A 21,481-nucleotide genomic window follows, 5' to 3' on the forward strand; every position below is an offset into this window, starting at 1 on the left:
ATAATTCTAAGCATTGTTAGAGAATGAACAATGTTTGATATGAGAAGTAAGGAATGCCTTTTTTATTCTCTTTCCTTATTTCTATTTATATTATAGTCCTCTATTTTAGCAGAGTCAAGAGGCGAGTGCTAATAATTTTTATATTTTTTTGCAAACCCTGTAAAATCAATGGTTTGCAGGCATTTTCCACTCTTGAAATTGTCATTTTTCTTAGGTTTGACACCAATTTGACACCAATTTTTTCTTTTATGGTGTCAGAAGTTCACTGCCATACTATCCAGCTTTGCTATCTCGTTTTCAATCCTTGCTCTGTCGCCCAAGTGGTTATACACTTCCATAGTCACATCAAAATGAGCGTGTCCCATGATGTACTGTAATACCTTAATGTCCATACGGCACTCTGCCATTCTCGTGCAGGCTGTGTGTCGCATAACATGAGCGGAAACCTTTGGAAGCAGTTCTGCTTTCCTGTGTTCTTTCTTTGCTTTTTGGACTTCCGCTTTGTTATAAGCGTCTACAATGTTATACAATACACTGTTTACACCATAAGGCATAAGCGGTCTGCCGGATTTAGCAGTGAAAACAAAACCAGAATATCCGTCCACCTCATAAGACTTATCTTTTGCCAGCATGAAGTTGATTTTTCTCTGCTCTTCAAATGCTTTCTGTACTTCCTGCGTCATAGGTATCACACGAATACCAGAGTCCGTCTTTGGAGTAGAGATATGGAAACGACAGCCGTCTCCATAGTTCTTGTAAATAAGCTGGTGGTCTACATTCAAGCGTCTTGCTCTCGTGTCCACGTCTTTCCATGTAAGACCGATCAGCTCTCCACACCTTAACCCTGTGCCTATCATAATCGTAAGCATAGGATAATAGGTATTGTAGACATTGCTCTGCTTCACAAAATCAATGAGCTTTTCCTGTTGTGAGATTGTCAACGCCACACGTTCCTCTGCTGGTCTGCCATAATCGCTGATAGAACCTTTTGCTGGATTTTTACGGATAATATCATCATCAACCGCCATTTCCAACGCAGGAAAAATCATGTTGTTAATATACTTGATAGTAGAATGAGCATATCCAGCTTTGGATAATTTTGAATAGTAGGCTTTAATGTGAGAGGGTAACATCTGGACAACTTTAATGTTGCCGATTTCATCTTTCACCCGATTATTCCATACACGAATGTAATTCACTCGTGTAGGCTCTTTCAGTTCACGGGTCGCCATGTATCGCTCGAACAAGGTGTTTAACGTCATTTTCTTGATTGCACTGTCTGTCAGAATGTTGTCGTCCATATCCTTTGCAATCTTTTTTTCTTTCTCTCTAAGCTCTGGTAAATCCTGTGCATAGATTGTGCGACGTTTTCCTGTTCTTATATCTGTGAAGCGATAACTGTATCTGCCGTCATTACGCCAGCTTTCGCCCTCTCTTAATTTTCTCCCTTTCGGGTCTTTTCTGCTAACTGCCATGAGAACCATTCCTTTCTTGTAGCCCTCTTTTCATGTTCTCACAGCGTGGTTTGCCTATAAATAATTATACCATATTTCCGCAAGAACATAAATAGAAGACTGTACTATTCTGCAAGGTAAAGCAGATATTTTTTGACCCTTTCCACGGAGTAAAGAACCCTGCGACCTATGACAATTTTTGCTTCTGCCTGCTCACCGATTTTCCTTGCCGTAGCATGACCGCATGAGAGCATAGCAGAAAGTCCCTCTATATCAACAGTAATCGGCTGGCTGGTTTTTCGCTCTTTTGTCTTGTTCATATATCAGCAAAATAAGCATATCAGTATCACTTATTTTGCAACACCCCCTTTCCTGTATTTTGGGAAGCAGACAGACGGCTCTGGAAAAGCTCCGCTGGTATCTCAACCAATCTCATTCCTATGAGCAAAACCACCTCTGGGACGTATCATTATCCTGTGAATACAGGTCATGGCGGGGCGACTTTTCCAAAGGTCGCTCTCGGATCACTGCGTGGGTCGCTCGCTTCCTTTTGGAAAGGTCATGGCGTACAGTTCCCGTGGCTCGCTGTATCACAAACGTATCTGTCTGCTTTATTCAGTTGTCAAAGACCACAACGGCTTATACGCCTGTCAAAGCCCATATGAGGTCATATAGACTTTGATAGATATACAAGCCCCAGAGAGGACGCAGGAAAGGGGATAATGCGTCACTCTGCAATAGGACGTAGTTTTAAGCTACTTTGAAATTAAGTACCTGCTCAATCAGTTTTGCTTCCAGACGGCTACGCATATCCTCGTCAACGCTGGTGTGAGGATTGCCGTATTCGTCAATACTTGTTCGCATGGACAAGCGGGCAATGTATGGCTCGTAATGGCATAAGACAACATTCATAGCCAGAATATCGCCCTGTGAAGCGGAAACGATAACAGGGTAAGGCAATAAGCCATTGCCTTTATGTACCGCTTTATTCTTCTTCATGCTGTTTTTCCTCCATTCTTTTTCTGACTTTTTCAAATCCTCTTTGACGCTTATAGTTCACTGTACGGCGTACAATTTTCAGCAAGTCGGCAATCTCGCCGTCGTTGAAGCCTAAACCGTAGAGCAACAAGATAAAGCGTTCTTCCTCAGAAAGTTCCTGCAATGCTTCACTCAACAGCTCATTCTTGATTTTCACGTCATAGCCCATGACTTTGTAAAGGTCATAGTCTGTGGAATAATCATCATAAGTCGAGAGTTCCGCAAGCTGTTCTGGCGTGAGTTCTGAAAAGGAAATCTGCAAATCGTTCATACGCTGGTTGTGCTTCTGAATATTGATTGCTTCATTCTTCAAAATCTTCTTGCAGTAACAGTCAAAGACTTTCTGAACATCTTCCGGAGAAGTGGGTCTTTTCACATTTTCACCTCCTTTCGCTTGTCAAAAGGCGGTGATTGTAACCGTTCCTTCCCCCTTTCCGTCATTAATACAAATGAGAGGATATGAACTGGCAAAGTTTGAAAAAGAAATCCAGAAAAAGCAAAAAAGCCCAAGAAGTTTTGATAACCTCGTTGAGCTTTAGCGAATATAATCGACAAATATTGAGGAAATTCTACACGGAAATAGTTGTAAACTCCCTTAACATGGATTAAAACTTTTTTGATGATTTTCTTTTATGCGCTCCTGTCATTCGTAATCCTCCCGTGAAGAAACCGCCTTGCCAAAATAAGGCAAATTTCAACAGGATAAGCATAAAAGATAAATCCGTCCTAATTCCGTCCAAGTTCCTGTTTTTTGGCAGGAACTAAAAAAAGGCTATCACCCCCAGCATAAATGCCGTGATTGCGATAACCCTGTGTATCAGATAATCTCTGTATTTTCTTTAATGAGCTGGCGAATATCGTCCTGCTTTGCTGGCGGTACTTGACTGATGAAGTCTGCCAGCCATTTATCTCTCTGTTCATAGACGTTTTCATCATCATAATAAGCAGGATAGTCTTGCAGAATATCAAATTCCCTGTCTGCCCGTTCCGCTTCATTGCACGCCAAGTCCAAATGTTCACCAATCAATTCCTGTGTATAGGAAGTATAGCCCAGAGCCATAGTAATATAGGTGATACGTTCAAAATCTGTCTGTGTCATGGCTTCCTTGCCCGTCAGTAAGTTGTAGTCATGCTGTCCGCATACGGACAGAAACACTTCCTTTTGCTTCTCTGCTTGTCCCATAATAGCCACTCCTAAATCATTAAAATTTTAACTGTCTGCTGGCAATACAGATAAATTCCTCTGGTGTAGGTGTACTGTTGCCAAACAGACGCTTAAACTGTGCCTGCTGTTCTGGGTCGTCACTGTTCATTGCGTCTATGATTTTCCCCTGTATCTGCTCACGGACTTCTGAAACAGAAAGCCCATGCAGACGAGCCATTTCTTTTATCATTTTTTTGCTGTCCCTTTTACTGAATTTCATCATACGGTCAGAACACCTCTTTTCTCAAAATTAATGATATATTTCAAAAAATCCGCCAAAAATATAGTGAGTAAATGTTTCATCTATACAGAGTATTATATTACACTCTGTGAATAGTTACAATAATGAAAAGCAAGAAAGGAGAGGAAAACTGTGGAAATAGACTATAAAGCAATCGGACAGCGTATTAAAATAGCACGAATTAAGAAAGGCATAACACAGGAAGCCGTCGCAGACATTATAGATATTACCCCAGCCCACATGAGCAACGTGGAGACAGGGAAAACAAAAGTCAGCCTGCCGACACTGATTGAGATTGCCAATGCTCTTTCCGTATCAGTTGATGTTCTCCTATGTGATAATGTACTTGCTTCAGACAATATTTTCAAGGGAGAAGCAAAAGAGATTTTTGAGGATTGCGACGAATACGAAACCCGATTTTTAGTTGACCTGCTGAAATGTGCAAAATCAGCCATGCGTAGGGACAAAGAAGTAAGAAATCAGTTCAATAGATAAAACCGTAGCGTGCAGATCACAATGAATTGTGAAGTACAGCTACGGTTTTTCTTTTTCACTGAATTTATAACCCACACCCCAGACAGTGATGATGTATCGTGGATTGTCTGGGTATGGCTCGATTTTTAGTCTTAGCTTTCTGATGAACGAGGAAAGATTGCTTGCGTCTGGCGCATTGTCATACCCCCACACATTTTCGTAAATCTGTTCTTTTGTAAATACCTGTCCTCTATGGCTGAAAAGAAAATACAATAGGTCGAATTGTTTTGCGGTCAAATATACCGTTTCTCCAGTATTTTTGACATAGGTGCGTGTTAATGGGTCAATATGAAAATTATTCATCTGCTGTTTTATTGGAACGATAGTAATATCTAATTCATCAGATAACCACTGAATAACCTTTTTACAAAGTTTTTCTTCCTTTTCAGAAAAATTAATAATTAAAATTTTCCCATTACATACCACCGCCTTTATAATCAAAATAAATATTATCTTTCAGATATTCCGATTGCTTCAACAGCAACACTCCCACCTCTAGTAATTTCTATTCTGTTTAAGAATTTTTTCTTCAATAAGGAAATCAAAGCATTGTTCTTATATTCTGTTTGCGTACATTGAAGTAAAATTGATGAAAAGTTATAATCAATAACAGAAACCGAAAAAATATTTGCTAGTCTATTTATTTCTGTTTTATCATTATCCGAACAATTATTAATTTGTATAAATAAAATTTCTTTCATATGAATAGGAATATCTGTATAATCTACAACTTTAATTACTTCCACACTTCTATTAAGTTGCTTTTTTATTTGCTCAAATGTTTTATCGTCGCTTGTTAAGCTAATTGTCATACGAGAAATAGAAGTATCTTCTGTTGCTCCCACGGTCAAACTATTTAAGTTATATGATTTTCCAGAAAACAGTCCGGCAATTCGAGCTAATACACCTATTTCATTTTCAACAAATAAACATATCCATCTTTTCTTCATTTATTTTCTTCTCCCTCCAATATCATACTATCTAATGGTTGACCGGGTTGGACAATAGGCATAACATTAACTTCTCTTCCTATGATAAATTCAATAATGGTAGGTGTTTTCGTATTTCTTTTTGCTTCTAATAAGGCATTTTCTATTTCCTTGCTTTCTGTAATACGAATACCTTTTGCGCCATAACTTTCAGCTAATTTTATAAAATCGGGTATAAATTCTGGGCAACATTTATTAGGAGTATTGCAAGCAATATTACAACCTTTTCGATAACGCATACATGTATAAGCGTATCGCTTATCATAGAACATTTCTTGCCATTGTCTAACATTACCTAAATATCCATTATTAAATATGCATATGGTAATAGGCAACTCATTTACAACAGCCGTAGCTAGTTCTTGAATGTTCATCTGCATACCCCCGTCTCCAGAAATTACAATGACATCTTTATCTGGATTTCCTATTTTTGCACCAATTGAAGCAGGTAAACCATAACCCATTGTGCCTAAGCCTCCAGATGTTAGCATTTGCTTTTGTTGATTGAGTTCAAGGAACTGTGTAGTCCATAATTGATTTTGCCCTACATCAGTAGCAATGATAGCTTCATCAAATATTTCATTAATATGCTGTATAATCATTTGTGGTGTTAAACTGTCGTTTTTCATACATAGAGGATAAGATTTCTTCCATTCTAAAATCTGTTTTATCCATTCTTTAATATCTAAAGGAGTAGCCATTTTATACAAATCAGTTATGGCATTTTTAGCATCAGCTACTATTGGAATATCAACTTCTATATTTCTAGAAATTGAGGAAGTATCAATGTCTATGTGAATTATTTTAGCATTAGGAGCAAAATTTTCTATATTTCCTGTAATACGATCATTAAACCTAGTTCCAATTGAAAAAAGAACATCACAGTCACAAATTGCATGATTTGACGCATAATTTCCGTGAATACCAATATTACCAATATATAGTTTATGTGTAGTTGGAATTGCCCCTTTTCCCATTATCGTTGTAACAACAGGAACCCCAGTTAATTCAACAAGTTTTGTTAATTCAGCCCCTGCATGGGCTATATTTACACCGCCACCTATTAAAAAAACAGGTTTATTGGCATTTTTTAAAATTTCCCATGCTTTTTTCATTTGTCCTATATGCACTGAAGTATTAGGTTTATATCCTCGAACACTTATCTCTGTTGGATAATCGTCACTACCAAGTGCTTGTTGTATATCTTTAGGTATATCAACAACTACTACACCCGGTTTTCCTGTTTTGGCAATATAAAATGCTTTTTTTATTACTTTTGCCAACTCTTCACGTTTTCTTACTGTAATGGCATATTTGCTAATACTTCGAGTAATACCTACAATATCAACTTCTTGAAAAGCGTCATTCCCAATAAGATGTGTAGGAACTTGACCAGTAAAACAAACTAATGGTACGCTATCATAATTTGCAGTAGCTATACCCGTCACAAGATTTGTAGCTCCCGGACCACTTGTTACTAAACATACCCCGACCTTTCCAGTAGAACGAGCATAACCGTCAGCCATATGAGCTAAACCTTGCTCGTGACGTGGTAAAATAACTTCTATTTCTTTTTCTCCATATAAAGCATTAAATAAATCGATTGCTTGTCCTCCGGGATAAGCAAATAAAACATCAACTTTTTCTTTTTTTAGTGCTTTGACAAATAATTCTGCTCCAGATATCTGCATATAATATTCCTCCTTATTGTTTGCGAGTACTTGCTTGCATAGAGATTGTTTTTTTAGGTACTATGAAATCATAGTACCTAAAAAAATTATAGTTGTGATATTCCTCTGCAAAATGTTTTAACACTACTCTTTATAAAATCATTCTGCTTTACTACTGTTAGCTTATCATCAAAGGAAGCTCTCAGGAAAGTATATCCGAAAGTTGCTGAAAAAAAAGTCAGCGCTAAACATTCAAAATCTAAGTGAGGCAACTTTCCTCTTTCTTCCATTTTGTGAAAATAATCAATTAATGCTGACAAGAAAGATTGAGGTACTTTCATTATTAAAGAAGCAGTTTCATCATAAAGTTGTGGCGCCCTTAACCCAATAGACAAATTCACAAAATCGGGTGTCATTTTTTCCATGTATATACTCATGAACATTTCTAAATCATGTTCTAAGTCCCATGTGACATTTTGAAAAATTTCTGGTGTAACATTTCCTCTCCATTTTTCTTGTGCTACACCATTTAAGACAATATCTTTTTTGTTTTTAAATTTCCGAAATAAAGTACATTCATTTACACCAGCTTTTCGTGCTATATCTTTCGTTGTTGTGGCTACATATCCTTTATCTCGAATTAATGCCATTGTTGCGTCTATTATTTTTTGGCTTGTTTCGTCCATAATACACCTCCATGCAAGTGCTTGCACTCATTTTATCATTGAAGTGTACAAAAATCAAGAAAAGAAAATGCAGATTATCAAAAAAGAAAACGTGCATATCAACGTAGAAATGCACGCTTTCGATATTTATCCTACAATCTTCCAGTTGCTATCCTTATGAAGCGTCAGCTCATACTGTGATACCTGTGTCGCCTTTGTCTGATTATCAATGAACTTCACCGCAACACTTACTTCCACATTATCGCCGTCAGCCGTAAATACAGGATTGACAAGCTCGGAGTAGAGATAGTCCCCGCCTATCGGTTCAAGGGCATTTCCCTCTACATAGTAGGCAAGCTCCTTGTCCGTTGCGGTAGGGTACAGCTTGAAGAATGTTTCCAGAAACGCCGTAGCGTCATTTATCGTGTCAGCGTCCACACTGTTGTCTGCTTCCTGTGCCTTTGGTTCATAACCGGATTTTTCCATAGCTGGGGCAAGAGTCGGGTTCTGGATAATCACCATATCCCCGTCAGCGTCTACATGAACGGTCACGGTATAGGTTTCAGATACATTCCTTGTCTGGTCGCCCTCTTTTATCTGCTGATCTACTTCGTAGGTAACAGTAAAAGCGTTCTCCTCAGACTGTTCCACGTCCCAGATAAGTACGTCCGTGACTGTGGAGCTGGTCGGTATATCCGTTCTCACAGTATCAACATTCAAATCCTGCAATTCCTGTGTCAGATAGGCACTGATAGCCTGTGTCCTTGCTTCGATTGCTTCCTTGCTGTTGCTCCATGTGTAATAGGACTTCGCAAAGTTCTTAACGAAATTTTCTATGCCGTTGGTGTCATTCAAGCGGAGCTGTATGGTTTCTATCTCATGTGTGGTGTGCTGGTCGATAGCCGTAAAATTCTTATACACACCAAAGCTCACGCTTGCGATAAGCACCACCCAGAGGGCAATGACGGACTTCTTATGCGTCCCCACTTTCATAGTACGGACTTTCTTTTCCTTTATCGGTTTTTCTTTCTTCTTGAACATGATTTCCATTCCTTTCTATTGCTTAATTCTGCCAGCTCCGATAAGGTGCTGTTGCCAGTAGGAGCTTGTAAGGTCAGCGTAGCCTATCGGGTCGCCAGCGTGGTACATCTGGTTATTTCCCACATAGATACCGACGTGGGTTACATACGTTCCCGCATTGTAGGTACTGTGGAAGAACACCAAATCCCCAGCCTGTGCCTGTGAAAGCGGGATATGCTGGGTAGCGTCATACTGTGCCTGTGCCGTTCTCGGCAGATTGATACCCGCCTTGCCATAGCACCATTGAACCAGCCCCGAACAGTCAAAAGAAGTGTTAGGATTGCTCCCGCCGTACACATAGTCCCAGCCTTGATATTTCAGAGCTTCATTCATTATCTTCTGTGCCAGCTCGCCCGATACTTGACTGACAGTAAGATACTGGCTGACAAGCTCCACATAGAACATATTCCCGTACCCGTAACGCCAGCCACCATTGCGTGCGACAGCGATAGGGTTTGTGTAGGTGACTTTCTTCCCGCCAGATTTATCACGGGCGAAATTCTCTGCCAGCGTGAAGCTGTGCTTTTTTCCGTTCTTAGCCACATAGTCGATATAGCCACCGCCATAGTTATAGGACTGCACCACGACGTTTATATCCTCTATGCCTTGATTTTCTGCTGAAGAAAGCAGGGACGCAAAATACTTGCACCCCTGCTTGATTGAGCTTTCCGTATCAAGGGAATTAGGTGGTAAGCCCATGCTCTCGGAACTCTGCATAACATCCTCGGCTGTCCCGCCACTTTCCACCTGTATGATTGCCAGCAGATAGGGGACGTACTCGGATATGCCGTATTCCTTTGCGTATTTCTCCACCATAGGCTGATGTTTCAAGACCTCTGCGGACAGGTTCATGCCCGTTACCCATGAGGAAGAACCACCGCCCCCGTCATCGTCCTCGGCACTGATAAGGACACCAAAGAAAAGCACTATCGCAATAAGGAATGGAAACAGACTGCCGATAATGGCGAGATGTCTTAGTTTCATTTCCTACGTCCTTTCTTTGTGGTGGTTTTCTTCACGGTCTGTTGATTTTTCTGGTAATTCGTCTGTTTCTGCTGGCTGGAAAGAGTACGCTCTGTCTTGCTTGTCTGCTCCACGGTACGTCTTACGGTCTGTCGCTGTCCCTGTGGCTGTGATACAGGGACAGAAGTTTTCTTTTCTGTACCAGAAGCAAGCGGACGCTCCTTGACAGGCTGTGGCGTGGTCGGCTCGGTATGTACCTTGTCGGTCGTGACAGAACGCTTGATTTCCTGTGCTTTTCCTGTGTCTGTCTTTGAAGCAGGAGAAGCGGTGACAGGTCTATCATGGGGACGGGTAGCTCCTGTTGTCGCTGATCCGTCCGTTTTTCTTCCAGCCTGCTTTGCTTCCTGTGCCTTTTGAAGTTCCATACGCTTATCAGCGATATTCTGTCTATGCTGTTGGAGCTTGTCGGCACGCTCGCTTTGTCTGGTTTCCTGCCCCTGCACAATGCCACGCTTGAAGTCGGAAACACTGGATTTTGCCTTTTCCTTTGCGGAGTGTACAGCATAGGCAGTCTGGGTCGGCATATCCTTGATATTCTCCTTGACAGCCGTTGCCTTGTCTTTGACCTTGTTTTTCGTATCAAGCACCGCACCTACCGCTGAACCAGCTCGGCTTCCAAAAGAAGTATTGTCACGCTTGCGGGTCGTGCCGGCATGGGACTGTTTATTCCCAGCAGAAGAAAGAACCGCTCCCGCCATAGCCCCTGTTCCAGCTCCAACCATACTTCCTTTTCCAACCGCCCTTGCGATACGGTGTTCCATACGCCTAGCCCTGTGTCGCATGAACAGATAAGGGCGACGGAATATCCTGCGTCCCATGCTCTGGCTGTCCCCAGCATTTAAACTGAACATACTCATAAGGTCGCCCAGCTTCATGTAGATACCCGCAAAGCAGACTATCTGTAAGAACGCAATCATAAAAAACGGGTAATCGGTGGATATGTTGTAGAACATACTGGAAATACTGAAAGCCACCGTGACAATGAGCGTTATCCCCGCCCTTGTCATAATCGTATTGAACACTCGCACGATTGCCTGTTTCGCCATATTCTCATAGCTGGGTATCATGGAGAGCAGGAAGCTGATAGGCAGGAACATAGCAAAAATGATAAATAGTATCTGGGAGAATATCATCATGCCTGTGAGCAGGAATACGAATATCGTTATCCCCAGATTGAAGATGAGCAGGAAGAACACCATTCCCAGACGGTTGATGACCTGCGGTATCGTCAGATTGTCATTGTCGTTATCCTCGATTTCCGTTTTCACCACGTCCTCACGGGTCGCCCCGTCGTCTGCTGACGGGCTGACCGATACCAGAGCTTCCACACGGTCAGCCCCGATTTCCTCTATATCGCTGTTGCCAAATTGCAGAAGTAGCCACGGCTGTTGTACCTGTATGGAGAACAGGCTGTCCCTTATCAAGTCCACGCTGTCTTTTCCTTGACTGTCGCTGTCGGGGAGCATGATTTTTGTTCCCAAATCCAGAGAAGCGGTGCTTATATCACTGGAAAAATCGTTTATCTTCTTGATATAGTCGGGAGCGTAGGCGATAAAGGAAGCGGACACGATAAACACCACAACGAAGTTGATAACAGCGTGGAGTGCCTTGCTGGTTTCTCGCTTGATAAGTCCCGTGTAGGCAACATAGATACCCACGATAAGGATAATGAGAAGCAGGAAGCCCACATAGAAGCCCGTACTTCCAAAGCCATTTTCCGTTACGCCCGCTAGGGTCTGTATGCTTTTCCCGATACTGTCTGCCATGTCGTTGATGAAGTCCAGCTTATACGCCTGCTGGACGACGTACCCCGTGGCGTTGCTTAGATACAGGCTGATAGTCCAGATAAAGTTGGTGATACAGTAAAGCCCATACTGCACGCTCTTTCCGATACCGTCCAGCCAGTTCCACGGAAGCCAGCCCCAGCTATTGTCCACATAGAAGTCAAGCTGGTAGTTCTCCAGCGGGTACTGTGAATACAGGTTGTCCGCATTGACGGTATCATCTACCAGCCCAGAAGCGTGTGCCACCGTCCCCAATAGGGAGAGCAGGGCAATGGTCGTCAGTACCACAATCACAGCTATCTTGAAAAAACGAAAGAGCTTCTTTTTTGTCAGAAGCCCCTTTATCCTATCTTTCATCACTCCACCTCTCTTTTCACGGGCGGTCTGGTATCAAAGGCGTGCAGTAATTCCTCAAAGACTGGGTGTATCTGCACCACGCCCACACGCCCGTACAAGTCTTGAAGCAGGCATTGTCCGTTCTCCAAATCACGAAGCCTTTTCTGGTTGTTCTCGTCGTCCTTGTCGATACCGAAAAATTCAAGGGTCTGCTTTATCTCGTTGATGTCGGTACTTCTAAAGGCAAACTTCAAGCCGATATTGTTTTTCAAACTTTCCTTTGACACGTCGCCAGAGGATTGCGTGACAAAGTACACGCCCGCCTGCATAGCACGTCCCGCACGCACCAGCTTATTTGAGAGCGTTTCTCCCTGTGCCACGTTGAGGAACGCCCACGCTTCATCTAAATCCACGATTTTAAAGATACTGCGGTCTGAATGAATGAAGTCTAAGGCAAAGGTGGAAATAACAATCAACATAGCCACGGACAGCAGTTCTATGGTCGTGTATTCCTCAAAGGTCGTGTCCTTGTCGGGAAGTACCAAATCTGCCACCTGTATGATATTGAGCTGATTGTCCAAGCTGATAGCGTTAGACACTGAACCGTCCGAGAACAGCAGATGTGCAAAGTCATAGTCCGTAAAGCTGTCGATATGGTCGGCAATATTGCGGGCTATCGCCGTGTCCTCTCTGCGTAGCTCGTCTATCACATGGAGCAAGCCTCGCTGATCGCTCTGGGTCACGGCTCGCACCGCTTTTCTAAGGACAGGGAACTTCTCGCCGTCCCTAGAGGAAATCCCCGTAAGGAATGTGAGAATGTCTATCGCCAGACTTTCAGCGTCTTTTACATTCTTCATAATGACGAACGGGTCAAGAAGCCCAGCATTTTCCTTATCGCTGGTAAGATTGACGATATTGATTTCATGGGCTATCTCTGGGAGCGTTTCTTTCCAGTTGCCACGCTCGCTTTTAGGGTCGAGAATGACAGCCTGTCCCCCAAAGAGAACGGAATAATAGACAATCAGATTGTTGCAGAATGACTTTCCACCGCCCAGCGAACCGACAAAGGCAGAAGCTAAAGCATTGGTGACTGTCCCCTTGATACCCTGTGAAGCAAGAGAGGGCTGTAAATAGACGTTTCTTCCCGTGTCCACGGAATAGCCGATATAGATACCTGTATTCTCGCCAAGCTGTTGTGTCGCCCCAAAGCCAAGCCCCGCCAGAAAGTCCGATTTCACATACTGCACATAGTCATTGATATAACGCTTGCTGGCGGGAAGAAATTCAGAGTGAAGCCCCAGCATATCCCCAGCGGGTCGCACCAGCTTGACGTTCAAATCGTCGTAAAAATCTTTGACCTCATCACAGCGTCGTTTCAGCTCGTCAAGGTCGGGAGCAGACACACGGATAACGTAAGAAAGTTTATACATACTTTCCTTGCTCTGGTCGAGGTCGGTTTCCAGCTCGTCCACGCTGTCTAATGCGTCCACCACGTTTGAGCTGGTTTCGCTTCCAGACTGATAGGCGTGGTTGTCCAAGTCTTTCAGCTCTTTTTTCTTGTTGCGGACAGTCGATAACGCTTTTCTGTTCCCGACGATTTCTACATTCATAGAGGTGTCCACGGGAAAGGTGAACTGCTGTTGCTGGAAATAGAAGATTTCTGACGACGGAAAATCCAGCTCGCCCACAATCGCATTGACGGTAAAGTAGGACACGAAGCTCTCGCTGTCCTCATGTTCCAGTCGCAAGTATCGCTGGCTTTCCTCTATCAGACAGCGGGTCGGACGGATAAGGTCGTACTGCTTGATGAGCGTTGCCTTTTTCAGCTTCTTCTTTGGAAGCGAATATTCGTAGTCCTCATACGCCACGCCGTCCCTGCCGTAGATATGCTCGATAAGATACCCGAAGTCGTTCTTATCCAAGCGTCGGAACTTGAAACGGCGGGAGATTTTATTTTCCAGCAGTTTTTCCATTTTCATGTAGCGGTTGATTTCATCATCTGGCATGGAGATAAAGTCATTCATCAGCGTGTGGTTGACCTCGTTTAGAAATTCCTTGAACGTCAGAAACGCCGATTTCTTCATGCTGTCAAGGCTGACTTTTTCCTCGGTCACAATGAGCTTGAAGCCGATAAAAAAGCGGTAGTCCACTTGATTGTCCCCAATCATGCTTACTAACGCTTCTGTCTGTTCGTCAATCTTCTGTATCGCCACATCACGAAGTCGCCCTGTTACCAGCTTTTTTGACTGCTCCTGTATGCTTCTTACAGAGCTTTCCGTTGCTATCTGTAAAGCGTGTATCTTTCCCTCACGGGACTGTGCGATAAGCTGGCGGAAGCTGTCATGGACGATAAACTTCTGTTCCGCTGACAGAAAAGAATAGTTATACGGTATCAGCTCATAGTAGGCGAATACTTCGTTGTCCTTGTTCCAGACAAGGTTGTTGTCGATATACTTAATCGGGAACATACATCACACTCCTAACCGCCGTGACGGGTTCGCTGAAAACTTTCTTTTCCAGTTTCACGGCTTTTCCTGCATAGGTCACTTTTGGTCGGACGGCATAAGTCAGCATGGACTTTAAAAAGCTGTAAGGCTTCTTGCCGTCAAAGGTCTTCTGGCTCATAAACCATGTGAGGGCAACGGGAATACCGAAGTATTTTAAAAATGCCCCCTCGATAAGCGATAACGGCGGTAAGTCCCCTAAGAGAATGACGGTAAACTCCGTGATGACAAACCACGTTATCTGGGTAAAGGTAACGGGAAACGGGAGAGTAAAGTCATTGATTGCGTATAAGACTTTCTCCACGTTCCAGATACCCGTGTAGCTCTTAATCTTCTTCAATTCGTTTCAGCTCCTTTCGTTGTAATGGAAAAGGACAGCCATTTTTCAGACTGTCCTTGATAGAAAAAGCTGACAGTAGCGACTTAATCTGTCGCTGATCTGCCAGCTCTAATATGGTATCTCGCATATCCCTCGGCTTGTTTCAATGAATGTCCCCTCTATGGATAAGTCCCTGCCGTATGCTTCATAATCGATATAGTTCTGCAACGGTAGCGGTATCTCGCCCAGCACTTGTAACTCGTCAATGAAGTAATAGGCAATGTCGGTCATGTCCTCACAGTCTGGATAGAAATAAATGTCGTCCTTGTGTTCGTAGACTTCTTCCAGACTTCCATAGTGGGAAACAAACTCGTCCAGAGCGTCCGTGATATAGTCGGGAAGCTCGCAAATCATGTCGTACATCTCATTGAGTTCTTGAATGGAGATATACTCCCCGATTTCAATAGGAAAGTTGTCGGTATCATGGACAGCGTATTCCTCATAATAGCTGTTCAGCCCGATACGCTCCGCAACATCTTCCTCGTCAATAGGGAAAGAGAACCAGTCCCCGACAAGTTCGCCCTCATTGTACTTGCCAAGATTAGCGATATACACCCTCATGTCGTCCACCACAGGCACACACCTCTTTTCTATGGAAGCTCATAGATACCGTGGTCGGTTTCCACAAAGCGTCCGTTGTCGTCAAGGTACTGCCCGTAGGCTTCATAATCGAAATAGCGGATAACATTCTCACTAAGGGAAGTAAAGTCTGGGTCATTGTTCAGTATGTGGCGGGCAACGTCCGTCATGTTTCTGCACCATGAATAATGAATGATGTCGTTTCTGTATCGGTGCAGTTCATCAAGGTCGGTGAAATAACACATCAGCTCCGTATAGTCCTCTTTCAAGTCAGAGGGTAGATTTTCGTAAGTAGCGTACAGGTCATTGAGTTTTTCCACAGTGGTATCTTCCTGCACTTCATCAGCAAAGGGAAGCTCCTTGCCCGTGATAGAGTAATAGTCTGTATCTACATCAATCCCCAGCAGTTCTTCCACCTGTTCCGTGTCGATAGGCAGGGTGAACCATAAGGCTCTGATTTCTCCGTCTGTCGGTTCTCTTGCTTCAATCTGCACACGCATTTCTTCCATGTTTCATCACGTCCTTTCTTTGTAACGCTTCCTGTATGACGGTATAAGGCACACCGAATACATAGCGTGAAAAATCTTCCAACTGTTTCTTAGGGTAGTCAGACAGGCAAAGGCGTTTCATCTCAAACCAGACCGCACGCTTGTAATAGGGCAGGTCGGAGAGATACGGACACCCAATTTTTGCCTGCATATCGGTAAAAATATCTTTCAATCAATCACTCCAATCTGAAATTTGAGTATAGAAAAAGCGGTTGATCTCCAATGGAGTAACCGCTTTGTGAGTGAGCTATAAAATTGTAGTAGGATTTATAAATCAAGTTTCATATATATGGAAGTATCCATAGGACTATCGTTATAACTGTTTATTTCATAAAAGCCGTATTTTTTATACATATGTATTGCGCTTTTCAAAAAAGGAAGTGTATCTAATAACATGTGCGAATATCCAATTTTTTTCGCATCATTTATGATTTTCTCAACTAGTAGATTACCTATTTTTTGCCCTCTGAATTTTGGTCTTACATAGAGACGTTTCATTTCACAATTTTGACTATCAATTTTTCTCAATCCTATACAACCAGCTAACTCCTCATCACAATAAGCCAAATATAATCTTCCATCAGGCAAACCATATTTGCTCTCCAAATGTTCCATTTCTTCACTATAATTTTGGATTTCTAAGTATTCTTTGAAAGAACTATCGTTCTCAATTAACATATCTGTATATTCCGTAAATAATTTGCCTACTTCTTCAGCTTGATTATAAGCATATACTATTTTTATTCCCATAATTATTTGTCCTCCTACATTTATTAATTCTCATTATCAAACAGAGATTTATCATTTTTCTTATTTCATTACCCTTTGTAAATAATGATTTACCTATATGTCTGTAATAACATCAAATTTGCTGGTATATTTCAAGTTTTGAATTTCACAAACAGAAAATTCTATATTAGGGTAACAAACCGCTTTGTTGGAGATATGAAATTATATTTTATAAGCCTAATGCTTTACTAAGGATTTCCAGTTCTTCCATTGCAATATAATGCTGAAATAAATTATTCTTTACTCCTTCTATACATTGCTCTAAATCTATCCAATGGACACTTTCTACTTCTTTATGGTCAACTTTAAATTCGCATTCTTCTAAATCTAGCCATATCATAAATACTTTAGAAAGTTGTCTATCTTTAAATGGCTCACCATTGAACTCTCCGTCCCAAACAACATTTCTATCTCCACAAAATATTAAATCCTCCTTTTTTGCACAAATTCCCAATTCTTCATCTAATTCACGTAAAGCAGATGTTTCAAAATCTTCTCCTGCGGGAACATGACCAGCACTAGAAATATCGTAGCAATTAGGAAATGCCTCTTTGTTTGGAGAGCGTTTCTGTAAAAGGACTTGAATTTTTCCACCTTTACTACGCACTAGCCATAAATGCGACGCTCTATGACGAATTCCTTTATAATGTGCAATTTTTCTGTCAACAGTTTTTCCTGTAAGATTTCCATTTTCATCTATAACATCTAAATATTCAGCCACTCTATTTCCTCCACAAATTAGAAATTTGCTATTTCTATATAGTCACATTATATCAGTTGAAAATCAGCCATTCAATAAAATTCATAGTGTGACTATCTTTTATCTGTATACCATTCCGTCGCCCCCTTTCATTCCCCCTATGCCCGAACTCCCATAGGGGGACAGGTAAGTTTGCGTGACCGCAAACGATTGATTGTTACGCTCCAATGATACGGTTGAACAGCTCTAACAGCACGTCCTTGACACCACCGGCATTGAATACCAGCCCGACAGCGATTAAGGCAATCACAAGGAAGCCGATTAACTTAGAAAACTCTCTCTTAAATCCTAAGTAGATACCGATTACCACGATTGCCATAAGCACCAAGCTCTGGGCGTTGCTTAAAAACCAGTTGTATAAGTTCTGTCCGAAATTCATTCTTTATCAATCCTTTCTTTTTTGATTTCTTCCATTTGCTCGTCAGCCATTTTGCTGACCTGTGCAATACACATAAGGACGACACCGATACCCATTCCCAGCGATACCAGCACCAAGTCCTTGACAAGTTCTGCCATAATCAAATTTCTCCTTTACTCTGTGATAAGTTCCTCTGTATCCGCTGTCTGCTGTCTGATTATCTGCAAATGCTTTTCCGTCAGCTTTGCGTTGTCCTCAATCTCTTTCAGATAGCTTGTACTGTTGCCAGCGTCTATCTTTTTCAGCATTTTCAGCGTAGGAGCGACCTGCCTGCTTATCCAGCCCAGCGTCCTTTCCAGAGTGTAAGGCTCTGGGTCTGTCGTCAGTTTGATAGGCGGTCGGTCTTTCCCGATAAACCACGCCCAGCGGTCATTGAGCTTCCAGTCTGTCTTTCGCTTCTCCGGCTCTCTGTCCACGAAGCGGATATAGTGATTGATGATAGAAAATGCCGTCTGTTCTGCATCATAATGGGTCAGCAGTTCACGGACGGCATAATAGGCTCTTTCATCTTTCAGTCGTATCTCGAAGCGGTTCTTTATGGGTGCTTCCTCAATCGGCACGCCGAGCTTTGCGTACTGCTCGTAGTTCTTCTCATAACAGCAGAAGTAGACCTCTGATTTCAGAGAGCCGATATACAGCGTGTGTCCCATGCCCGCCTTGTCCTGCTCGTTGTGCTTCACCAGCTCGCCGGAAGCATAGGACTTGAAAGAACGGAACAGGGAAACACATTCCTCACGGTTGCATTTGGCGGTCAGATCTGGAATATCCAGTATGCCCGCCCTGTCGTTAATGGCAAGGTCAAGGCGTTTCATCACACCGCCCTCAACCAGAGCGTCCATAAGAAAGTCGTACCAGCTTCGCTCCTGTGCCAGCAGATAGCTTTCAAACTGGCGACAGCCTTTTCCTTTCAGCTCCAGAAGCGTGCCTTTTTCCTCGTCCTGCGAGGTGTAGACGAACACATCACCCAGATAGTAATGCTCGGTATATTTGTAGTGTCCGTAGTCCTCATGGAGCATATAGTCAATGTTGAGCTTCAGAATATCCTTGATAACGTGCTGTATATCCAGCGTGGGGAAACGGATACGCACATAGTCGAACAGCAGGAACATGGGAGCGTCGGGATTGAATTTCTCGACAGCTTCCATGAGCTTGTCCTGCATATCTTCCGTGAGTGTTACCTTTCCCGCTTCGATACGGTTTAGGTGTTCACGGCTGATACCAGCCATGATTGCAAGCCTTGTCTGGGACACGCCGTAAGATAGGCGTTTCTCTTTCAAGGCGGTTATAAAGGTGCTTTCATTCAGCCTGCATACCCCCTTTTAGAAATCTGTGATATTTTCCGCCGATTGTCACAGTCAGCTATGAGTGAGAGAAAACCCTTATACCAAGCGGGATTTCCAGACTTTTTGACCGTAGTTTCCAGCGGAATTGTGCCCCTCTGTTAGATACCGAGGGGCTTCTTTCGTGGAGCAGGGCAAGCCCTGCTCCACAGGACGGCTTACACGGTCTGGGTCGCTTCGCTGACCGTTCCAGCCGTCAGTGGTTCAGTCAACCCTTGTTACGCCCGTATAAACTACGATACAGTCGGTATCTCTTGAAAGGCATTTTCTGGCTATATCCTTGTCAATCTCATATTCATGGTATATCTGTCTGAAAAAATCCTTATCCACCACAAGAAACGTAAAACGGTAGTTGAAGCCATGAATGGAAAGCCATTCGTCCAGCACCACGGAAAAGAGCAACGGAAGTTTCAATCTCCCAAGTCCCGCTTCTGTCAGAATATCTTCCATATGTGCATGATAGGCTTCTGTCGGAAATTCCTCACATTTATCGTCAGTCGTACCAGCGACACTTTTCAAATCCGCAAGGAAGCGGTCAAAGTCTACGCAGACACCCTCAACGTGCAAATCTGCGGTAGGGTCGCTGTAACCCATTTCTAAAAGTCCCATATATTTTTCAATTCTCCTTTCGTTCATCTGATACGGCTTGCCTTGCCAGTGCAAGAGAGCCGATAGTCTGTAAAAAATCATGTCCCTTTGGTACAAGGGGAGTGTAAAACTCCGATATGACGCTCGTACCCACGTCACAATAACCACGTCCTTTGATACGCTTCTGGAAGAACTGTTTCTTTACGTCGCTTCCGAAAAGCATACCGTAGCCAAGCTCGCTGATACGTCCCAAGCCCACACGGAAGTTGAAATTATCTCTGATACCGTCACTGAAATACTTTGCGTCGGGACGCTGGCAGGCGACAATGAGGAAATAGCCCGCCTGTCTGCCAAGCATGACGATTTTCTTTAGCTGGCTTAAAAGGCTCATGCTTTCCTTTGTCCCCAGCATTTCCAAGAACGCCACATACTCGTCAAAGATAAGAAAGCAGGGCGGTAAGCCCAGATAGGCATAGTTCTCGCCTGTCTTGTAGTCTGGGTGGTGCTTCATTTCCTCGCTTCGCTGTACCATGCCCTCATAGAACGCATTGACACATTCAATCATATCTTCTTTGGTGTGGTACACGTTATCCATGACCGTACCCAAGTCCGCAAGGTCAGCGTTTTTAGGGTCTAAGATGTAAAGCTGGGCGTTGGTCTGCAAGAGGGCTTCAATGATTGTCAGCAAAAAATAGGTCTTTCCACCGCCAGTCCCGCCACAGATAAGGGCGTGAGGGAGTGCGTCGTATTCCCATGTGAGGTTCTTCATCAGACGCAAGCCCCCGTTTTCTGCTTTTACCTCGTCAATCGTGATACGGTTCGCTATCATGTCATAGAGCAGGGTGTACTCGATATAGCCGTCATGGAGCGTCTTGTCGGTCAGCTCGCAGTAAAGCCCGCTTTCCAGCTTATCTTCCAGTCTAAGGAGCTGGTCTTGATACTTTCCCAAAGAGATTTCACAGCGGATATGAAGCAGTCCTGTGTCCATTTGATAATAGATTTTAGGAAACCAGACGATTTTTTCCCTTGATCTGCTCTGCAGGTCAGTAAAAAAACCGCTGTCCTGTACGGTCTGTGCTTCATACCACTTATTGTCCAGTATCATGCGGGAGAGCTTTTGACGGTGTAATAGCTTCTTGAAGCTGTCATGGAAGAAGCGGTAATAAAGAAAAGCGACCAATGCACAAATACCAGTCGCTATCCCTATGGTTATGAAGTTGTATGTAGAAAGCGTCACGCCATTATCAAGCAGGCTGAAATGCTCCCAGTCGGTACGCATGAGCTGTCCCATGTTCAGTAGCAGGAGAACCGCTATGAACAGGAACAGGAGCGTACCCGCACAGAAGCAGTACACAAGGTTCTTGTCGCTGGCTCTGATACGCTTTCCTTTGTATTTGTATAGGTTCATAAACACCCCTTTCTGGATATGGAAAAAGCGGTCAATCGTAAAGACTAACCGCTTTGTAACACTTAAAATAGTTTAATTTTGATTTACCTTTGTTATTTTTTATTTTTCTTATTCCAGATAGTACCTACTCCACCACAAAGCAAAGCACCG

At 42.9% G+C, this 21,481-nt stretch carries 25 protein-coding genes; 1 reads left to right on the forward strand and 24 read right to left on the reverse strand.

From position 1 onward, the window contains the following. Positions 1-254: 254 nt before the first annotated feature. From B5E48_RS07595 to B5E48_RS07625, 5 genes are all read right to left on the reverse strand, one after another. Positions 255-1,475: a tyrosine-type recombinase/integrase gene (locus B5E48_RS07595; protein ID WP_087157740.1), complete on the reverse strand. Its 1,221-nt coding sequence runs from the start codon at positions 1,473-1,475 to the stop codon at positions 255-257. 729 nt (positions 1,476-2,204) lie between these two features. Beyond that, entirely contained in the window at positions 2,205-2,453 is a 249-nt protein-coding gene (locus tag B5E48_RS07610; RefSeq protein ID WP_032547283.1) for a helix-turn-helix domain-containing protein, read from the reverse strand. After that, the gene (locus B5E48_RS07615; protein ID WP_087304642.1) at positions 2,440-2,868 is read right to left on the reverse strand and encodes an RNA polymerase sigma factor; all 429 of its coding nucleotides are present in this window, start codon (positions 2,866-2,868) and stop codon (positions 2,440-2,442) included. The genes B5E48_RS07610 and B5E48_RS07615 overlap by 14 nt, the downstream gene beginning before the upstream one ends. Before the next feature lie 441 nt (positions 2,869-3,309). Then, on the reverse strand, positions 3,310-3,675 hold the full coding sequence (locus tag B5E48_RS07620; protein ID WP_087304643.1) for a hypothetical protein: 366 nt from the start codon (positions 3,673-3,675) through the stop codon (positions 3,310-3,312). A gap of 19 nt (positions 3,676-3,694) precedes the next feature. Further along, positions 3,695-3,919, reverse strand: coding sequence for a hypothetical protein (locus B5E48_RS07625; RefSeq protein ID WP_087304644.1), 225 nt, complete (start codon positions 3,917-3,919; stop codon positions 3,695-3,697). A gap of 150 nt (positions 3,920-4,069) precedes the next feature. Here B5E48_RS07625 and B5E48_RS07630 point away from each other — a divergent pair, with 150 nt between their 5' ends. Next, positions 4,070-4,432, forward strand: coding sequence for a helix-turn-helix domain-containing protein (locus B5E48_RS07630; protein ID WP_087304645.1), 363 nt, complete (start codon positions 4,070-4,072; stop codon positions 4,430-4,432). 39 nt (positions 4,433-4,471) lie between these two features. Here the strand turns inward: B5E48_RS07630 and B5E48_RS07635 are convergent, their stop codons facing one another. The 19 genes from B5E48_RS07635 to B5E48_RS07725 all read right to left on the reverse strand — a co-directional run bounded on the left by B5E48_RS07635 (position 4,472) and on the right by B5E48_RS07725 (position 21,331). Beyond that, complete coding sequence (locus B5E48_RS07635; protein ID WP_241146947.1) at positions 4,472-4,912, reverse strand: winged helix-turn-helix domain-containing protein; 441 nt, start codon at positions 4,910-4,912, stop codon at positions 4,472-4,474. 8 nt (positions 4,913-4,920) lie between these two features. Next, on the reverse strand, positions 4,921-5,421 hold the full coding sequence (gene ilvN, locus B5E48_RS07640; RefSeq protein ID WP_087304646.1) for an acetolactate synthase small subunit: 501 nt from the start codon (positions 5,419-5,421) through the stop codon (positions 4,921-4,923). Next, positions 5,418-7,151, reverse strand: coding sequence for a biosynthetic-type acetolactate synthase large subunit (gene ilvB / locus B5E48_RS07645; protein WP_087304647.1), 1,734 nt, complete (start codon positions 7,149-7,151; stop codon positions 5,418-5,420). Before ilvB ends, ilvN begins: the two co-directional genes overlap by 4 nt. A gap of 86 nt (positions 7,152-7,237) precedes the next feature. Next, positions 7,238-7,816, reverse strand: coding sequence for a TetR/AcrR family transcriptional regulator (locus B5E48_RS07650; RefSeq protein ID WP_087304648.1), 579 nt, complete (start codon positions 7,814-7,816; stop codon positions 7,238-7,240). Positions 7,817-7,942: 126 nt separating this feature from the next. Further along, on the reverse strand, positions 7,943-8,836 hold the full coding sequence (locus B5E48_RS07655) for a conjugal transfer protein (protein ID WP_087304649.1): 894 nt from the start codon (positions 8,834-8,836) through the stop codon (positions 7,943-7,945). 15 nt (positions 8,837-8,851) lie between these two features. Beyond that, complete coding sequence (locus B5E48_RS07660; protein WP_087304650.1) at positions 8,852-9,859, reverse strand: bifunctional lytic transglycosylase/C40 family peptidase; 1,008 nt, start codon at positions 9,857-9,859, stop codon at positions 8,852-8,854. After that, complete coding sequence (locus B5E48_RS07665; protein WP_087304651.1) at positions 9,856-12,039, reverse strand: CD3337/EF1877 family mobilome membrane protein; 2,184 nt, start codon at positions 12,037-12,039, stop codon at positions 9,856-9,858. The genes B5E48_RS07660 and B5E48_RS07665 overlap by 4 nt, the downstream gene beginning before the upstream one ends. After that, positions 12,039-14,486 (reverse strand): conjugal transfer ATPase TcpF, encoded by a 2,448-nt coding sequence (tcpF, locus tag B5E48_RS07670; RefSeq protein ID WP_087304652.1) that lies wholly within the window; start codon positions 14,484-14,486, stop codon positions 12,039-12,041. Before tcpF ends, B5E48_RS07665 begins: the two co-directional genes overlap by 1 nt. Further along, the gene (locus tag B5E48_RS07675) at positions 14,473-14,862 is read right to left on the reverse strand and encodes a conjugal transfer protein (protein ID WP_087304653.1); all 390 of its coding nucleotides are present in this window, start codon (positions 14,860-14,862) and stop codon (positions 14,473-14,475) included. Before B5E48_RS07675 ends, tcpF begins: the two co-directional genes overlap by 14 nt. A 108-nt stretch (positions 14,863-14,970) precedes the next feature. Next, complete coding sequence (locus B5E48_RS07680; RefSeq protein ID WP_206399301.1) at positions 14,971-15,462, reverse strand: antirestriction protein ArdA; 492 nt, start codon at positions 15,460-15,462, stop codon at positions 14,971-14,973. Between the two features lie 29 nt (positions 15,463-15,491). Beyond that, positions 15,492-15,989, reverse strand: a complete 498-nt coding sequence (locus B5E48_RS07685) for an antirestriction protein ArdA (RefSeq protein WP_087304654.1) — start codon at positions 15,987-15,989, stop codon at positions 15,492-15,494. Next, on the reverse strand, positions 15,964-16,200 hold the full coding sequence (locus tag B5E48_RS07690; protein WP_060815474.1) for a hypothetical protein: 237 nt from the start codon (positions 16,198-16,200) through the stop codon (positions 15,964-15,966). The genes B5E48_RS07685 and B5E48_RS07690 overlap by 26 nt, the downstream gene beginning before the upstream one ends. Before the next feature lie 95 nt (positions 16,201-16,295). Next, positions 16,296-16,778 (reverse strand): GNAT family N-acetyltransferase, encoded by a 483-nt coding sequence (locus B5E48_RS07695; RefSeq protein ID WP_087304655.1) that lies wholly within the window; start codon positions 16,776-16,778, stop codon positions 16,296-16,298. A gap of 208 nt (positions 16,779-16,986) precedes the next feature. Beyond that, positions 16,987-17,538, reverse strand: a complete 552-nt coding sequence (locus B5E48_RS07700; RefSeq protein WP_087304656.1) for an NUDIX hydrolase — start codon at positions 17,536-17,538, stop codon at positions 16,987-16,989. 196 nt (positions 17,539-17,734) lie between these two features. Next, a complete protein-coding gene (locus tag B5E48_RS07705) occupies positions 17,735-17,956 on the reverse strand; it encodes a hypothetical protein (protein WP_010817890.1) in 222 nt (73 codons plus the stop codon). Then, positions 17,953-18,093: a DUF3789 domain-containing protein gene (locus B5E48_RS07710; RefSeq protein WP_021374764.1), complete on the reverse strand. Its 141-nt coding sequence runs from the start codon at positions 18,091-18,093 to the stop codon at positions 17,953-17,955. The genes B5E48_RS07705 and B5E48_RS07710 overlap by 4 nt, the downstream gene beginning before the upstream one ends. Before the next feature lie 15 nt (positions 18,094-18,108). After that, positions 18,109-19,299, reverse strand: a complete 1,191-nt coding sequence (gene mobT / locus B5E48_RS07715) for a MobT family relaxase (RefSeq protein WP_087304657.1) — start codon at positions 19,297-19,299, stop codon at positions 18,109-18,111. Between the two features lie 240 nt (positions 19,300-19,539). After that, complete coding sequence (locus B5E48_RS07720; protein WP_087304658.1) at positions 19,540-19,944, reverse strand: hypothetical protein; 405 nt, start codon at positions 19,942-19,944, stop codon at positions 19,540-19,542. 7 nt (positions 19,945-19,951) lie between these two features. Beyond that, positions 19,952-21,331, reverse strand: a complete 1,380-nt coding sequence (locus tag B5E48_RS07725; protein WP_087304659.1) for an FtsK/SpoIIIE domain-containing protein — start codon at positions 21,329-21,331, stop codon at positions 19,952-19,954. Positions 21,332-21,481 lie beyond the last annotated feature (150 nt).

It is taken from the genome of Massilimicrobiota sp. An105 (genome assembly GCF_002161155.1).
GTDB lineage: Bacteria > Bacillota_I > Bacilli_A > Erysipelotrichales > Coprobacillaceae > Allocoprobacillus > Allocoprobacillus merdigallinarum.

Excerpts from the sequence above, each read along its gene's own strand:
- B5E48_RS07595 (WP_087157740.1), bottom strand. The coding sequence starts at position 1,475 with ATGGCAGTTAGCAGAAAAGACCCGAAAGGGAGAAAATTAAGAGAGGGC.
- B5E48_RS07610 (WP_032547283.1), bottom strand. The coding sequence starts at position 2,453 with ATGAAGAAGAATAAAGCGGTACATAAAGGCAATGGCTTATTGCCTTAC.
- B5E48_RS07620 (WP_087304643.1), bottom strand. The coding sequence starts at position 3,675 with ATGGGACAAGCAGAGAAGCAAAAGGAAGTGTTTCTGTCCGTATGCGGA.
- B5E48_RS07625 (WP_087304644.1), bottom strand. The coding sequence starts at position 3,919 with ATGATGAAATTCAGTAAAAGGGACAGCAAAAAAATGATAAAAGAAATG.
- ilvN (WP_087304646.1), bottom strand. The coding sequence starts at position 5,421 with ATGAAGAAAAGATGGATATGTTTATTTGTTGAAAATGAAATAGGTGTA.
- ilvB (WP_087304647.1), bottom strand. The coding sequence starts at position 7,151 with ATGCAGATATCTGGAGCAGAATTATTTGTCAAAGCACTAAAAAAAGAA.
- B5E48_RS07650 (WP_087304648.1), bottom strand. The coding sequence starts at position 7,816 with ATGGACGAAACAAGCCAAAAAATAATAGACGCAACAATGGCATTAATT.
- B5E48_RS07655 (WP_087304649.1), bottom strand. The coding sequence starts at position 8,836 with ATGTTCAAGAAGAAAGAAAAACCGATAAAGGAAAAGAAAGTCCGTACT.
- B5E48_RS07660 (WP_087304650.1), bottom strand. The coding sequence starts at position 9,859 with ATGAAACTAAGACATCTCGCCATTATCGGCAGTCTGTTTCCATTCCTT.
- B5E48_RS07665 (WP_087304651.1), bottom strand. The coding sequence starts at position 12,039 with ATGAAAGATAGGATAAAGGGGCTTCTGACAAAAAAGAAGCTCTTTCGT.
- tcpF (WP_087304652.1), bottom strand. The coding sequence starts at position 14,486 with ATGTTCCCGATTAAGTATATCGACAACAACCTTGTCTGGAACAAGGAC.
- B5E48_RS07680 (WP_206399301.1), bottom strand. The coding sequence starts at position 15,462 with ATGAGGGTGTATATCGCTAATCTTGGCAAGTACAATGAGGGCGAACTT.
- B5E48_RS07685 (WP_087304654.1), bottom strand. The coding sequence starts at position 15,989 with ATGGAAGAAATGCGTGTGCAGATTGAAGCAAGAGAACCGACAGACGGA.
- B5E48_RS07695 (WP_087304655.1), bottom strand. The coding sequence starts at position 16,778 with ATGGGAATAAAAATAGTATATGCTTATAATCAAGCTGAAGAAGTAGGC.
- B5E48_RS07705 (WP_010817890.1), bottom strand. The coding sequence starts at position 17,956 with ATGAATTTCGGACAGAACTTATACAACTGGTTTTTAAGCAACGCCCAG.
- B5E48_RS07710 (WP_021374764.1), bottom strand. The coding sequence starts at position 18,093 with ATGGCAGAACTTGTCAAGGACTTGGTGCTGGTATCGCTGGGAATGGGT.
- B5E48_RS07720 (WP_087304658.1), bottom strand. The coding sequence starts at position 19,944 with ATGGGACTTTTAGAAATGGGTTACAGCGACCCTACCGCAGATTTGCAC.
- B5E48_RS07725 (WP_087304659.1), bottom strand. The coding sequence starts at position 21,331 with ATGAACCTATACAAATACAAAGGAAAGCGTATCAGAGCCAGCGACAAG.